At 64.1% G+C, this 14,325-nt stretch carries 17 protein-coding genes; 8 read left to right on the top strand and 9 right to left on the bottom strand.

The window, feature by feature from the left end; genetic code table 11:
* Positions 1 to 2: 2 nt before the first annotated feature.
* The 6 genes from GTP77_RS00380 to GTP77_RS00355 are packed head-to-tail and all read right to left on the bottom strand — an operon-like array spanning position 3 to position 6,977.
* The gene (locus GTP77_RS00380) at positions 3 to 830 is read right to left on the bottom strand and encodes an ABC transporter ATP-binding protein (protein WP_161070188.1); all 828 of its coding nucleotides are present in this window, start codon (positions 828 to 830) and stop codon (positions 3 to 5) included.
* 54 nt (positions 831 to 884) lie between these two features.
* A complete protein-coding gene (locus tag GTP77_RS00375) occupies positions 885 to 2,189 on the bottom strand; it encodes an ABC transporter substrate-binding protein (protein WP_161070187.1) in 1,305 nt (434 codons plus the stop codon).
* Between the two features lie 33 nt (positions 2,190 to 2,222).
* Complete coding sequence (locus tag GTP77_RS00370; RefSeq protein WP_161070186.1) at positions 2,223 to 3,281, bottom strand: branched-chain amino acid ABC transporter permease; 1,059 nt, start codon at positions 3,279 to 3,281, stop codon at positions 2,223 to 2,225.
* Between the two features lie 11 nt (positions 3,282 to 3,292).
* A complete protein-coding gene (locus GTP77_RS00365) occupies positions 3,293 to 4,189 on the bottom strand; it encodes a branched-chain amino acid ABC transporter permease (protein ID WP_228896831.1) in 897 nt (298 codons plus the stop codon).
* 17 nt (positions 4,190 to 4,206) lie between these two features.
* On the bottom strand, positions 4,207 to 5,019 hold the full coding sequence (locus tag GTP77_RS00360; protein WP_161070184.1) for an ABC transporter ATP-binding protein: 813 nt from the start codon (positions 5,017 to 5,019) through the stop codon (positions 4,207 to 4,209).
* 14 nt (positions 5,020 to 5,033) lie between these two features.
* Positions 5,034 to 6,977 carry an AMP-binding protein gene (locus GTP77_RS00355; protein WP_371869302.1) on the bottom strand — a complete coding sequence of 648 codons (1,944 nt, stop codon included), beginning with the start codon at positions 6,975 to 6,977 and terminating at the stop codon, positions 5,034 to 5,036.
* Between the two features lie 137 nt (positions 6,978 to 7,114).
* On the opposite strand from GTP77_RS00355, the gene GTP77_RS00350 reads away from it, so the two are divergent.
* The gene (locus GTP77_RS00350) at positions 7,115 to 7,810 is read left to right on the top strand and encodes a Crp/Fnr family transcriptional regulator (RefSeq protein ID WP_161070182.1); all 696 of its coding nucleotides are present in this window, start codon (positions 7,115 to 7,117) and stop codon (positions 7,808 to 7,810) included.
* On the opposite strand, the gene GTP77_RS00345 is transcribed toward GTP77_RS00350, so the two are convergent.
* Entirely contained in the window at positions 7,807 to 8,088 is a 282-nt protein-coding gene (locus GTP77_RS00345; protein ID WP_161070181.1) for a hypothetical protein, read from the bottom strand. The genes GTP77_RS00350 and GTP77_RS00345 overlap by 4 nt on opposite strands.
* 12 nt (positions 8,089 to 8,100) lie before the next feature.
* Positions 8,101 to 8,373, bottom strand: a complete 273-nt coding sequence (locus GTP77_RS00340; RefSeq protein WP_161070180.1) for a HigA family addiction module antitoxin — start codon at positions 8,371 to 8,373, stop codon at positions 8,101 to 8,103.
* A gap of 242 nt (positions 8,374 to 8,615) precedes the next feature.
* Between GTP77_RS00340 and GTP77_RS00335 the strand changes: the two genes are divergently transcribed.
* The 7 genes from GTP77_RS00335 to GTP77_RS00305 all read left to right on the top strand — a co-directional run bounded on the left by GTP77_RS00335 (position 8,616) and on the right by GTP77_RS00305 (position 13,709).
* Entirely contained in the window at positions 8,616 to 8,894 is a 279-nt protein-coding gene (locus tag GTP77_RS00335; protein ID WP_161070179.1) for a hypothetical protein, read from the top strand.
* Positions 8,895 to 8,955: 61 nt separating this feature from the next.
* Positions 8,956 to 10,770 (top strand): aminopeptidase P family protein, encoded by a 1,815-nt coding sequence (locus GTP77_RS00330; protein WP_161070178.1) that lies wholly within the window; start codon positions 8,956 to 8,958, stop codon positions 10,768 to 10,770.
* On the top strand, positions 10,767 to 11,030 hold the full coding sequence (locus GTP77_RS00325; RefSeq protein WP_161070177.1) for a hypothetical protein: 264 nt from the start codon (positions 10,767 to 10,769) through the stop codon (positions 11,028 to 11,030). Before GTP77_RS00330 ends, GTP77_RS00325 begins: the two co-directional genes overlap by 4 nt.
* Before the next feature lie 13 nt (positions 11,031 to 11,043).
* Positions 11,044 to 11,796 carry an MgtC/SapB family protein gene (locus tag GTP77_RS00320; protein ID WP_161070176.1) on the top strand — a complete coding sequence of 251 codons (753 nt, stop codon included), beginning with the start codon at positions 11,044 to 11,046 and terminating at the stop codon, positions 11,794 to 11,796.
* Positions 11,797 to 11,813: 17 nt separating this feature from the next.
* Positions 11,814 to 12,401: a DUF924 family protein gene (locus GTP77_RS00315; RefSeq protein WP_161070175.1), complete on the top strand. Its 588-nt coding sequence runs from the start codon at positions 11,814 to 11,816 to the stop codon at positions 12,399 to 12,401.
* Positions 12,401 to 13,222 carry a Rossmann-like and DUF2520 domain-containing protein gene (locus tag GTP77_RS00310; protein ID WP_161070174.1) on the top strand — a complete coding sequence of 274 codons (822 nt, stop codon included), beginning with the start codon at positions 12,401 to 12,403 and terminating at the stop codon, positions 13,220 to 13,222. The genes GTP77_RS00315 and GTP77_RS00310 overlap by 1 nt, the downstream gene beginning before the upstream one ends.
* Positions 13,223 to 13,346: 124 nt before the next feature.
* The gene (locus GTP77_RS00305; protein ID WP_161070173.1) at positions 13,347 to 13,709 is read left to right on the top strand and encodes a hypothetical protein; all 363 of its coding nucleotides are present in this window, start codon (positions 13,347 to 13,349) and stop codon (positions 13,707 to 13,709) included.
* Positions 13,710 to 13,734: 25 nt separating this feature from the next.
* Here the strand turns inward: GTP77_RS00305 and GTP77_RS00300 are convergent, their stop codons facing one another.
* Positions 13,735 to 14,316, bottom strand: a complete 582-nt coding sequence (locus GTP77_RS00300; RefSeq protein WP_161070172.1) for a putative pterin-binding protein — start codon at positions 14,314 to 14,316, stop codon at positions 13,735 to 13,737.
* Between the last annotated feature and the right edge of the window lie 9 nt (positions 14,317 to 14,325).

The following is a 14,325-nucleotide window of genomic DNA, read 5'->3' as shown; positions in this document are numbered from 1 at the left end:
CCTCAAGCCAGCCAGCGTTTGCGGCGGCGGTAAAACTTCATGTCGCGGAAGCTCTTGCGGCCGGCGCCGGACATGCCCAGGTAGAACTCTTTCACGTCCTCGTTGTTGGCCAGTTCGGTGGCCTCGCCTTCCATCACCACGCGGCCGTTCTCCAGGATGTAGCCGAAGTCCGCGTAGCGCAGTGCCACGTTGGTGTTCTGCTCGGCCAGCAGGAAGGAGACGTTTTCCTTGTGGTTCAAGTCCTTCACGATGCCGAAGATTTCGTCCACGATCTGCGGCGCGATGCCCATCGACGGTTCATCGAGCAAAATCATGGAAGGTTTGGCCATCAGTGCACGGCCTATGGCGCACATCTGCTGCTCGCCGCCCGAGGTGTAGCCGGCCTGGCTGGCGCGGCGCTCCTTCAGGCGCGGGAAGTAGTGGTACACCTTGTCCAGCGACTCCTTCAGTTCGGCGCGGCCCAGGTTGCGGGTGTAGGCGCCGGTGAGCAGGTTTTCCTCTATGGTCAGGTGGCCGAAGCAGTGGCGGCCTTCCATCACTTGCGACAGGCCGCGTTTCACCAGTTCGTTGGGCGTAAGCTGGTCCACGCGCTCGCCCTTGAACTGGACTTCGCCCTTGGTGACGTCGCCGCGTTCGCCGCGCAGCAGCGTGGAGATGGTTTTCAGCGTGGTCGACTTGCCCGCGCCGTTGGCGCCCAGCAGCGCCACGATCTTCCCTTGTGGGACTTGCAGCGACACCCCTTTCAGGACCAGGATCACATGGTCGTAGATCACCTCGATGTTGTTCACCGAGAGGTAGGGCGGAGGTGCGGCGGCGGTTGCAGTGTCCATGGCGGCTTTTCCAAAAATTGTTCGATGGGCGGACCGGAGGCCCGCCCACGGCTGTTACTTGGCGCAGGCTGGCGTAATGCCTTTTTCAGCCGCGTACTTGGCGGACGATTCTTCCACCAGCTTGCGGGTGAGCGCCTTGTCGCCCACCACCCAGTTCGGCGTGATGGCTACCCATTTCTTGCCGTCCCATTGCTGCACTTTCACGGCGCCCGAGCCTTCGTGGTCGTCGCAGGTGGTTTTCACCGGCGGGAACATGCCCAGCGCGCCCAGCGCTTTCTGGCGCGCTTCGTCGATGTCCATGTTCTCCAGGCCCCAGCGGATCTGGTCCCCGGTCATGACCTTGCCCTTGCCGAATTTCTCCTGCGCGTGGCGGATCGCTTCCGCGTACAGGATGCCGGCCGTGACGCCGCGCATGTGGTACACGGAACCGATGCGGCTCTGGTCGGCCAGATTGCCTTTGCCGGCCGCGTACACCTTCTTGCGCAGCTCGTCGAGCAGCGGGTAGTTGCCCGGCGTGTTGAAGGTCATCGAGGTGTAGCCCTTGGCCGCGTCGCCGGATGCGATGGTGTCTTCTTCCGAGCCCGCCCACCACACGCCCAGCATCTTCTCGCGCGGGAAGCCGTTGCGCTGCGCGGTCTTGATGGCGACCGAATTCATCACGCCCCAGCCCCACAGGATCACGTGGTCCGGATTGGCCTGGCGTATCTGCAGCCATTGCGACTGCTGCTCGCTGCCCGGCGGCGCCACCGCGATCTTGATCAGTTCAAAGCCGTGCTGCTTGGCCAGTTCCTCCAGCACCGGCAAGGGTTCCTTGCCGAAGGCCGAGTCGTGGTACAGGTGCACGATCTTCTTGCCTTTCAGCTTGGCCATGCCGCCGTTCTTGTCGCCCAGGTATTTGATCATGGCGGCGGCCTGGTTCCAGTAGCTGGTAATCAGCGGGAACACATAGGGGAAGACCTTGCCGTTGGCGGCGTCCGAGCGGCCGTAGCCCAGGGTGGTCATCGGCACCTTGTCTTTCGCCACGCGGTCCAGGATGCCGTAGGCGATGCCGGTCGACAGCGGCTCGACCAGGGTGGCGCCGCCGTTCTTGGTTTTCAGGCGCTCATAGCACTCGATGCCGCGCGAAGGGTTGTATTCGGTCTCGCATTCTTCCCACGAGATCTTGGTGCCGTTGATGCCGCCGTTGGCGTTGACCAGGTTGAAGTAGTCGATGATGCCGCCGTAGAAGCCCGAACCGCCCGCCGCATAAGGGCCTACGCGGTAGGAAGGCAGGGCGATGAATTGCTCGGTCTGGGCGAACGCGCCGCCCATGGATGCGAGCAGGGTGGCGCCTATTACCAGGGATTTAATCGATTTCATTGTTTTGTCTCCTCCAATTGTTGTAGGAAGCGCTCAGTGCGGGAAAGGCCACAGGCGCAGTTTCTCTTTACCGATTTGCCACAAACGCGCCAGACCGTGGGGCTCCACGATCAGGAAAAAGATGATGAGGGCGCCGAACACCATCAACTCGAGATTGGACGCCACGCTGGTGGGCAGCCCCAGTCCGTGCGCCAGGATATTCAGGAACACAGGCAGCAGCACGATGAAGGCCGAGCCGAGGAAGGAGCCCAGTATCGAGCCCACGCCGCCGATGATGATCATGAACAGGATGCGGAACGACAGGTCCAGGTTGTACGCTTCCGGCTCCACCGTGCCGAGGTAGGCGAAGGCGTACAGCGCGCCGGCCACGCCGCAGTAGAAGGAGCTGACGGCAAAGGCCATCAGCTTGGTGCGCAGCGGGCGGAAGCCGATCACTTCGGCCGCCACGTCCATGTCGCGGATCGCCATCCAGGAGCGGCCCACGTTGGAGCGCACCATGTTCTTGGCCAGCAGCGCCATGATGGCGACCACGAACAGCACCAGCAGGTATTTGCGCGCCGGCGTGTCGAAGGCGTAGCCCAGGATTTCCATTTTCTGCGCGGTGATCACGCCGGATGAGCTGTAATTCGTCAGCCAGCCTATCTTGGTGAGGCACCACACCACGAAAAACTGCGTCGCCAGCGTGGACGCGGCCAGGTAGAAGCCGCGTATGCGCAGCGAGGGCAGGCCGAAGGCGATGCCCACCATGGCCGCGCACAGGCCGCCAAGTACGAAGGCCAGCAGCACCGGTATGCCGGGAATGCGCAGGATGAAGTTGTAGGAGGCAAAGGCGCCCACCGCCATGAAGGCGGCGGTGCCCAGCGAGAGCTGGCCCGCGTAGCCGGTGAGGATGTTGAGCCCCAGCGCGGCCAGCGCGAAAATCAGGAAGGGGATCAGGATGGCGGACAGCATATAGGGCGAGGCCAGCAGCGGCAGCGCCACCACCGCCACGATCAGCGTGGCGCCCAGCGCAAGGCGGTCCTGGCGGATGGGGAAGATCTGGCCGTCGGCCTGGTAGCTGGTCTTGAATTGTCCTGCTTCACGGTAGAACATGGCGTGTCCTTTCAGATCCTGCGGATGATTTTTTCGCCGAACAGGCCCTCGGGCCGCACCAGCAGGAACAGCAGGGCCAGCACGTAAGGGAACCAGCCCTCGATGCCACCGCCCACCATGGGGCCGATATAGACCTCGGCCAGTTTTTCGGACGCGCCGATAATCAGCCCGCCGACGATGGCGCCCGGCACCGAGGTGAAGCCGCCCAGTATCAGCACCGGCAAGGCTTTCAGCGCGATGAAGGTGAGCGCGAACTGCACGCCGTTGCGCGCGCCCCAGAGCAGGCCCGCCACCAGCGCCACCATGCCCGCCACTGCCCACAGGATGCCCCAGATGCGTTGCAGCGGGATGCCCACCGCCAGCGCGGCCTGGTGGTCGTCCGCCACGGCGCGCAGCGCGCGGCCCACCTTGGTCTTGGAGAACACCAGCGACAGCACCAGCACCATCACGCCGCACACCATGGCCGCCGTCACGTCGAACTGCGACACGATGATGTTGAATTTATCGAGCAGGAACTGCAGCGGCACGTCCTCGATGGGCAGTTCCAGGCGGTGCACCTGCGATCCCCACATCAGCTGCGCCAGGCCCTCGATGAAGAACGCCAGGCCTATGGTGGCCATGAACAGCGTGATCTCGGGCTGGTTCACCAAAGGCCGCAGCACCACGCGCTCGATCAGCAGGCCGAGGATGATCATGGCCACCACCGTGGCCGGTATCGCCAGCCATAGCGAGAAGCCGAATTTGTCCATCAGGCCCACGCAGGTGAGCGCGGCGAAGAACACCATGGCGCCCTGCGCGAAGTTGAACACGCCGGAAGCCTTGTAGATCAGCACAAAGCCGATCGCCACCAGCGCATACATCACGCCGGACAGCAGGCCGCCGATCAGCACTTCAAAGAAAAAACTGATATTCATGGTGCAGCCCCTTAATGCGTGCCGAGATAAGCGTTGATCACGTCCTGGTTGCTGCGCACTTCGTCCGGCGTGCCGTCGCCGATTTTTTTGCCGTAGTCCAGCACCACCACGCGGTCCGAGATGTCCATCACCACGCCCATGTCGTGCTCGATCAGCACGATGGTGGTGCCGAACTGGTCGTTCACGTCGAGGATGAAGCGGCACATGTCCTGCTTTTCCTCCACGTTCATGCCGGCCATGGGTTCGTCCAGCAGCAGGATCTCGGGTTCGGCGGCCAGCGCCCGGCCCAGCTCCACGCGCTTCTGCAGGCCGTAGGGCAGGCGGCCCACCGGTGTTTTGCGGATGGCCTGGATCTCCAGGAAGTCGATGATCTCCTCGGCTTTCACGCGGTGCGCAATTTCCTCGCGCCGCGCCGGTCCCCAGTACAGGGCCTGCATCAGGAAGTTGGACTTCATCTTGAGGTTACGGCCGGTCATGATGTTGTCCAGCACCGTCATGCCCTTGAACAGGGCAATGTTCTGGAAGGTGCGCGCGATGCCGGACTTGGCGGCGCCGTAGCAATCCATGCCCTTGCGCTGCTGGCCCTTGTGGATAATGGCGCCCTGCTGCGGGCGGTACACGCCGTTGATCACGTTCAGCATGGAGCTTTTGCCCGCGCCGTTGGGGCCGATGATGGCGCGGATCTCATGCTGGCGCACGTCGAAGGAGATGTCGGTGAGCGCCTTCACGCCGCCGAAGGACAGCGAGATGTTCTTCAGGTCCAGGATCACGGGGCCGATACGGCGCGTGGCGCGCAGCAGCGCGTCGGGTTCGTTCATTTGCATGGAGGTCTCCTCGATCACGCGGCTTTACCCACGACCGGGTAAGTCTTGCTGTCCTGGATGCGCAGGTCGGCGGCCGCCGTGCCCACGCGGCCGTCCTCGAATTTGACTTGCGTCTCGATGTATTGCGATGGCTTGCCGGAGTAGAGCGCGTCGATCAGCACCGCGTACTTCTCGGCCACGAATTTGCGGCGCACTTTGCGGGTGCGGGTCAGCTCGTCGTCGTCCGGGTCCAGCTCCTTGTGCAGCACCAGGAAGCGCTTGATCTGCGTGTTGCCCATCAGCGCTTCGGTGGCCAGGTCGGCGTTGACCTTCTCGATGCACTCCTGCACCAGCTCATAGGTCTGCGGCAGCCCGGCAAGGTCGGTGTAGCCCGAGTAGGCGATGCCGCGCCGTTCGGCCCAGTTGCCCACCGCTTCCATGTCGATGTTGATGAAGGCGCACACATGGCCGCGTTCATGGCCGAAGGCCACAGCCTCCTTGATGAAGGGGAAGAACTTGAGCTTGTTCTCGATGTAGTTGGGCGCGAAGATGGTCCCGCACTGCATCTTGCCCACGTCGGCCGCGCGGTCGATGATCTTCAGGTGGCCTTCGCTGTCGAACACGCCCGCGTCGCCGGTGTGGAAATAGCCTTGCTCGTCCAGCGCTTCGGCGGTGGCGTCGGGGCGCTTGTAGTAGCAGTGCATGGTGGAGGCGGACTTCACCAGCACCTCGCCGTTGGATGCCAGTTTCACTTCCACGCCGGGCGCGGGCAGGCCCACGCTGTCGAACTTGATGTTGCGGTCCGGCTGCAGGCAGATGTAGGCGCAGGTCTCGGTGGAGCCGTAGAACTGCTTCAGGTTCACGCCGATGGAGCGGTAGAAGCGGAACAGGTCGGGGCCGATGGCGGCGCCCGCCGTATAGGCCACGCGCACGCGCGACATGCCCAGCACATTTTTCAGCGGGCCGTAGACGAAGAAGCGGCCCAGCGCGTACTTGATGCGCTCGCCCGTGGGCACGGGCTTGCCGTCCAGGATGTCGGCGCCGCTGCGGCGCGCCACGTCCATAAAGTAGTGGAACATGCGCTGCTTGAGGGCGCCCGCGTCCTCCATCCGTATCATCACCGTGGTCAGCATGTTCTCGAACACGCGCGGCGGGGCGAAGTAGAAGGTGGGGCCGATCTCGCGCATGTCCGTCATCACGGTGTCGCCCGATTCGGGGCAGTTCACGGTGAAGCCGGCCACCATGGCCTGCGCCACCGAGAACAGGCAGTCGCCCACCCAGGCCATGGGCAGGTAGGACAGCACGTTTTCGTCGTCGGTGAGGTTTTCGAACGTCACGCCGCCTTCGCCTGCCTCGATAAAGGCCGCGTGGGTCTGGCACACGCCTTTGGGGCGGCCGGTGGTGCCGGAGGTGTACAGGATGATGGCGGTGTCGCCGGACTGGCCGGCCTGCACGGCGGCGTCGAAGAAGCCGGGATGGGCCTTGTCGTAGTCGCGGCCCAGCTCCTGCAGCTTGGCGAAGGAGATCAGCTCCTTGTGCGTGTAGTGGCGCATGCCGCGTTCGTCGTCGTAGGCGATGTGCTCGATGTGGGGATAAAGTTCGGCCAGCTCGTGCAGTTTGTCGACCTGCTCCTGGTCTTCCACGATGGCGTAGCGGATTTCGGCGTTTTCCAGCACATAGGCCATGTCGGCGGCCGGCGCGTCCTGGTACAGCGGCACCGGCACGCCGCCCAGGCATTGGGCCGCCAGCATGGACCAGTACAGGCGCGGACGGTTGTCGCCGATCACGGCCAGGTTCATGCCGCGTTCAAAGCCGAGCGCAGCCAGGCCGCAGGCCAGGGCGCGCACTTCCTCGTTGACCTGGCCCCAGGTCCAGGTCTGCCAGATGCCCAAGTATTTTTCGCGGAACGCAGGCTTGTGCGCTCTCGCTTTCCCATGCTGCAGCAAGCGGCGCGGGAATGTGTCCAGATCTTTTTGCACCTTTGTCTCCTTCGTGACTCGTTGCGAGCGAGGGGTGTGCCTTTTCTTCGATGTGTGTGATGATAGTAGCTCGCGTTTTATACACAGGTTGTCTTTTCGGTGACAATTCATCCATATTTTGATGTTGCTATGCAACAATGACAAACAAGCCACCCACCCTTAAAGAAGCGCTGCGCTCGGCCATCTGGGCGCAGGCGCTCACGCCCGAGCAAATGGCGCGGGTGGAAGCCGACACTTACGAGACGTTCGTGCCGAAAGGCGGCTTTGTGTGCCGAAAAGGCGAGGTGGTCGACAACTGGGTGGGCATCATTGCCGGCATGGTGAAGATGAACAATTTTTCGCCGTCCGGCAAAAGCGTCACCTTCACCGGCGTACCGCCCGGAGGCTGGTTCGGCGAAGGCTCCCTGCTGAAGAACGAGCCACGCAAATACGACGCCATGGCGCTGCGCGACAGCCGCATCGCACGCATGCCGGCCGATACTTTTAACTGGCTGCTGGAAACGAGTCTACCGTTTACACGCTTTTTATTGATGCAGCTCAATGAGCGGCTGGGGCAGTTCATCGGCATGGTGGAAAACGACCGCCTGCTCGACATCGACACGCGCGTGGCGCGCTGCCTGGCGGGGCTGTTCAACTCGCTGTTGTATCCGGGGATCGAGAAGCTGGTGCAGATTTCCCAGGAGGAAATCGGCCTGCTGTCGGGCGCGTCGCGCCAGCGCGCCAACCAGGCTTTGCAGGTGCTGGAGAAGCAGGGCCTGCTGCGCCTGGACTACGGCGGCATCCGCATCCTCGACCTGGAAGGGCTGCGGCGCTTCGAAGCGCCCGAGGCTTAAAACCAGCCGCGCCGAAGGCCGAAGGCCACCACCAGCAGCACTGTTCCGAGCAGCGACAGCGCGAGAGAGGCCTTGTTCGGCTTGTACAGCGCGAGCGGCTGCCCGGCAGGCTGCGCCTTGGGCCAGTTCAACACATACGAGCCCGCCATGGCGAAAAATCCGGCGCTGGTCAGCAGCTCCGTGATATTGCCGCTGCTCAGTCCCGAAAACAGATCAAAAATTGCGCCTATCAGCAGCAGGGTGATACCGGCGAGGAGGAATTTCTTAGATGTGTGCATGCCACGATATTATCATTTGACAACATTTCCCGCGACAGAAATCCTCCGCTGCCAAGCGTCATAAACCTCCTGCATCCGCAGCCAGCTCTCCGGCGAGCTGCCTAGCCCATGCGACAGCTTTTCTGCCAGTTCAGGCGTAATGCTCTGGCTGCCGTCGAGAATTTGCTCTAGCGTAGAGGGCGGCAGCCCTAAAGATTGTGCGCAATCAATGTAGCTCAGACCGGCTGGCTCCAAATACACTGTATTGATGAACTCCCCGGGCGATGGCGGATCGTACATTTCCATTTGTGCCCCACTAGAAATTTCCGCCAACCTTAGTGCCGGAAGGTAGCAATCATGGTCAATATAGCGGCGCGCGCAGGGTTGAACAAGCTGAGCAATGATTACACCAGCTGGCGGCAGGCTGATTGGCCAAGCGCAAGCTTTGCACGGTTCGGGCTGCCGGCAGTGTTAGTGGCATAACACTGCATTGCGGACACTTGGTATAAGCTGTGGGTATCACTCACCTGTTATGGGAGGGCAAGAGCATGGATACCCTGGCACGCCGGATCGGCGAAATGATGTTGTTGCGCGGCGCTACGGCGGCCGTGGCGCGGTGGGGGGTGATGCGCGTGGTGGGCGTGGCCGGGCTGGCGCTGGCTGGCTACTACCTCCTCTCCCATCATAAAGAGACGCCCCGTCTGCTGCCAGCCCCGGATGCGACCGGGCGCAGCGAGCTGAGCGGCTGGCCCGGCGAGGACCGCCGCCGCGCCCCCGAACTTGAGCCCGGCATGACTTATCCGGGCGAGCGCCGTACCTTGCATTGAGGTCTACATCAAAGCTTGCTGCGGAGTATGATAGAGCCAAGTCGACAGCTTCACTTTGCTCATGCCCAACTCAGACCTTTCCACCATCGCTGGCCGCCTTGCCGCATTGCGCGCGGCCATGCGCGACCGGCGGATAGACGCCTTCATGGTGCCGTCCGCCGATCCGCACCTCTCCGAATATTTGCCGCAGCACTGGCAGGGCCGCGAATGGCTGTCGGGCTTTACCGGCTCGGTCGGCACCTTCATCATCACGGCCGATTTTGCCGGCGTGTGGACCGACGGCCGCTACTGGACCCAGGCCGAGACCGAGCTGGCTGGCTCCACCATACAGCTGATGAAAATTGCGTCCGGCGCCAGCGTGCAGTATGTGGACTGGCTGGCCGAGAACATGAAACCCGGCCAGACCGTGGCGGTGGACGGCGCGGTGCTCGGCCTGGCCGTGGCGCGCCTGCTGGAGCAGGCACTGGCGCCCAAGAAAGTCGCGCTGCGCACGGACCGCGACCTGCTGAACGACATCTGGCACGGCCGGCCCAGCTTGCCAACGGCGGAAGTCTATGAATTGCTGCCGCCCTACGCCACCAAGAGCCGCACCGGCAAGCTGGCCGACCTGCGCGCGGCCATGTCGCGCCTCGGCGCCCGCCACCACGTGATCTCCACGCTGGACGACATCGCCTGGCTGTTCAATCTGCGCGGCGCGGACGTGAATTACAACCCGGTTTTCCTGGCACACGCCCTCATCGGTCCGGTACGCGCCACATTATTCGTGGCCGAAGGCAAGGTGCCGCCCGGGCTGGCCGCGTGTCTGGCGGAGGAAGGCGTGGATCTGGCCCCTTACGGCGCGTTCGCCGCCGCGCTGGCCGCGCTGCCTGCGGACGGCACTGTGCTGCTCGATCCGCGCCGCGTCACCCACGGCACGCGCCAGGCGCTGCCCGCAAAAGTGGCGGTGCTGGAAGCGGTGAATCCCACCACGCTGGCCAAGTCCCGCAAGTCCGACGCCGAAGCCGCGCACGTGCGCGCCACCATGGAGCAGGACGGTGCGGCGCTGTGCGAATTCTTCTGCTGGCTGGAGCACACCCTGGCCGATCCGCAGCGCGAACCGTTGACCGAAGTGGCCATCAACACCCACATCACCGCCGCCCGCGCGCGCCGTCCGCATTTTGTCAGCCCCAGCTTCGGCACCATCGCCGGCTTCAAGTCCAACGGCGCCATCATGCACTACCGTGCCACCGAGGCCAGCCATGCGGTGATCGAGGGCGACGGCCTGCTGCTGATCGATTCCGGCGGCCAGTACCTGGGCGGCACCACGGACATCACGCGCGTGGTGCCGGTGGGCGCCATCACGGCCGAGCACCGGCGCGACTTCACGCTGGTGCTCAAGGGTATGATCGCGCTGTCCGCCACCAGGTTCCCGCAAGGCACCAAGTCGCCCATGCTGGACGCGATTGCGCGCGCGCCGATCTGGGCTGCCGGCATCGATTTCGGCCACGGCACCGGCCACGGCGTGGGCTTCTTCCTGAACGTGCATGAAGGCCCGCAGTCGATTTCGCCGTCCGCCATGCCGGAGCCGCACACGGCCATGGAGAGCGGCATGATCACCTCCATCGAACCCGGCATTTACCGGCCGGGCAGCTGGGGCATCCGCATCGAGAACCTGGTGCTGAACCAGCCGGCGGAAAGCGGTGAATTCGGCCCCTTCCTGCGCTTCGAAACCTTGACCCTGTGCCCCATCGACACGCGCTGCCTGGACCACGCGCTGCTGCGCGAGGACGAGCGCGCCTGGCTCAACGACTATCACGCCACGGTGCGCCAGCGCCTGGCCCCGCACCTGTCCGGCGATGCGCTGGCCTGGCTGCACACCCGCACGGAGGCAGTATGAGTTCGTCCCGTTCCACCCGTGCCAGCAATGCGCTCGACCGTTTGAAAGAGCGCAGCGGCAACAAGCTGTACACCATGTCGCGCACCGGCAGCGGCCATTTCTTCCTCACCGCCGGCCCCGGCCAGCCGCCGCTGTGCGCGCCGATGGAGCTGGACGAGTTTGTCGCCTTCGTCAACGCGCAGGGGCCGCAGAAAGTGCAGCGCATGAGCAAGCTGGACGTCGCGTTTGAAAAGCAGCTGACCAAAAAAACCGAACAATAACCAGGGGACGGCCATGCCTTCCAACGCCTTGCTAGACGCCTACTGGTCCGCCAGTGAACTGGCCACCAACTGCATCGTCTTGTTGAATATCCTTGGCGCCCTCCTGCTGGGGCTGCTGGTCGGCTACGAACGCTCCTATCATGGCCGCGCGGCGGGCATGCGCACCTACGGCCTGGTGTGCATGGCCTCCTGCGCGCTGACGGTGATCTCCGGCTATCCCTCGTTTTGGTACGGCGGGCATATGGCGCATGTGGGCAGCGTGATCGGCACCGATCCCACCCGTGTTATCCAGGGCATCGTCACCGGCATCGGCTTCCTGGGCGCGGGCGTCATCATGCGCGAGGGTTTCAACATCAGCGGGTTGACCACGGCCGCGTCCATCTGGGCTTCATCGGCCATCGGCGTGATGATAGGGGTGGGCTTCTACCTCGGCGCCATGGGCCTGGCCTTCATGTGTTCGATGTCGATGATTTATCTGTCCAAGCTGGAGGCGTGGCTGCCCTCGCGCCACGCGGTGGCGCTCACCATGCGCTTCAGGGCGGGCTATGTGCCCAACGAGGCCGCGCTGCGCGATATCGCGCTCAAGCGCGGCTATGAAATCGCGGGCGGATCCATGATGATCGCTAGCGACAAGGGCATGCAGGAATGGCGCTTTGTCGCCATTGCGCTGAGCAAGCGTTCAGGCGCGTCCATGTCCGAACTGGCGGCGGAAATGGCGCAGTTCGAGGGCCTGGAAGGCTTCCAGGTTTCCCACGCGCGCAATTGAGTTTGAGGAAGAGCTAGATGGTTTTGACGACAGCACAGGACGTACTGGATTTCTGGTTCCTGCCGATAGGCGTGAAGGGTCACAACACCCAGCGTGCCGAATGGTTCCGCAAGGACGACGCCTTCGACACGCAGATCCGCGAACAGTTCGGCGACCTGGTGGCGCAGGCCCTGCATGGCGGCCTGCGGCACTGGGACGACGAGGGCACGCAAGGCACGCTGGCGCGCATCGTGGTGCTGGACCAGTTCACGCGCAATATCCATCGCGGCACGCCGCTGGCCTTTGCCGGCGACAGCCTGGCGCTGGAGGCGGCGCTGGCGCTGGACGACAGCGGCGCCAACCAGACCTTGCCGCCGGTGCAGCGCGTGTTTGCCTACCTGCCTTTCGAGCATGCGGAAAACCTGTCCATGCAGCTGCGCTCGCTGGACCTGTTCGACATGCTGCGCGCCTCGGCCACCGGCTTCGACGGCACCTATGATTACGCCAAGCGCCACTACGAAGTGATTCGCCGCTTCGGCCGCTTCCCGCACCGCAACGCCATTCTCGGCCGCGCGTCGACGGCGGAGGAAACCGAGTTCCTCAAGCAGCCGGGATCGGGGTTCTGATGATCAGCCTGAGCGTGATCGGCGGCGGCCACGTGGGCCGCGCGCTGGGCCGCCTGTTCGCGCAGCAGGGCTTTGCAGTGCTGGACGTGCTGGCGCGCTCGCCCGAGTCTGCGCAGAACGCGGTGGACTTCATCGGCGCAGGCACGGCCGCTGGCGGCTACGCCGGCCTGCGCCCGGCTGCCGTCTACATGCTGTCCGTCGGCGACGACCAGATCTTGCCGGCCTGCGCTGCGCTGGCGGCGGCCGTGCCGCTGCAAGGCGCCATTGTGTTCCACTGCAGCGGCGCGCTGGCCTCCGACCGCCTGCAGGCCGCGCGCGACGCGGGCGCTTACGTGGCCAGCGTCCACCCCATCCGCAGCTTCGCCGACCCCGGCGCCGTGGCCGCCGCCTTCTCCGGCACTTTCTGCGGCGTGGAAGGCGACCCGCAAGCGCTGGCCGTGCTGGAACCGGCGCTGCTGGCCATGGGCGCGCGGCCGGTTGCCATCAACGCCGCCGCCAAGACGGTCTACCACGCCGCTGCCGTGTTCGCGAGCAACTACCTGACCACGGTGCTGGACGCCGCGCTGCGGGCCTACCAGGCCGCCGGCATCCCCGAGGCGACGGCGCGCGAGCTGGCCCAGCCGCTGGTGACGGAGACCGTGGCCAATGTGTTCAGGCTAGGCGCCGCGCCCGCGTTGAGCGGTCCCATCGCGCGCGGCGACATGGCCACCGTGGCCCGCCAGCAGCAGGCCGTTGCCCTATGGGACGCGCCCACGGGAGAGCTATATCAGGCGCTGGTTGCGCCGACGGAGAAACTTGCGAGCCGAAAGCACAACAAATAGAGTGAGTTGCTCGTCTTCACTGCCGATTTCCTTGTAAAACATCGGCAGAAGCAATAAGCTTAATTACTGGAAAACAAGAGCATGCCGGCCTCCGTGGTGCGGCGGCCAAGATAGGGGCAAGAACATGTTATTTCTGAAGAGCACGACCGTAACGAAGGCGCCCGGCATCTACGAAGTGGATATCGCCGCCAAGCCACCCGGCAAGACTTATGGCGTCTACCTGGCCACCGATCCGGACAATCCGCCTGCCGACGTGCTGACCGCGCTGGCAGCTGCCGGTTTCCAGAACACCCACAGCTCGGGCTATACCCACAAAGACCGCGGCAAGGTGCTGGATCTGCATTTCCAAAAAGACGGCACCGACCTGTTCAAGGGCTGGAAGCCGGAAGAAAACGAAGCCAACATGGCCCAGATCACCAAGATCTTCGCCGACGTTGGCATCGCCATCGCGCCGCGCGTCATGTCGCTGGCCGAAGCCTACGCTTAAACGCTAGCTTCACCCGGCAGGCCGCTCAGGCCTGCACTTCAATATGGTACAAGGCCCATGGGCAGGAACCGAAACGTTCCTGCACGGGCCTGCCCGCCATTTCCGCCACCTTGTCCGCGTCGTACACCGCCCACAGCGGTCCCAGGCCGCCCAGCGCCATCGGCGCGCCGTCCATCTGCGTTGCCACGATGTAGCGCTGCGCGCGCGCCTGCGCCACGGTGATGGTGGCCGCGTAGCCATCCACCGCGCGCAGCACGATCTTGCCGCTGTCTGCCAGCGTGGCGCCGGCCGCTTTCAGCACGTCCAGCAGCAGCGGGCCGCGCAGCGCATGCGCTTTGCCGTCATATTCCAGCGTGGGCTTGATGGCGATGGCGGGCAGGGCGGACAGCTCGGCAAAGTCGAAGGCGTGCGCCTTGTCGAAGCTCAGCTTTTGCTTGTGCATCATCTGGTCGCGCACCGGTTCGAAAGGGCCGCGGTTCGGCTTGGAAATGGCGCCAGTGACCGTCAGCAGGGCGGGGCCGCGCGCGGGAGTCGCGGCGCGGGCGAATTGCATGGTGGGCAGCGTGGCCGCAGCGGCCAGCGTGCCGAGGAAGAGTCGTTTTTTCATCCGGTTATG

Source organism: Pseudoduganella aquatica (genome assembly GCF_009857595.1).
GTDB classification, from domain to species: Bacteria; Pseudomonadota; Gammaproteobacteria; order Burkholderiales; family Burkholderiaceae_D; genus Rugamonas; species Rugamonas aquatica_A.
Note: the sequence above shows the minus strand (reverse complement) of the source record. Positions and strands in the feature narration are given on the sequence as shown.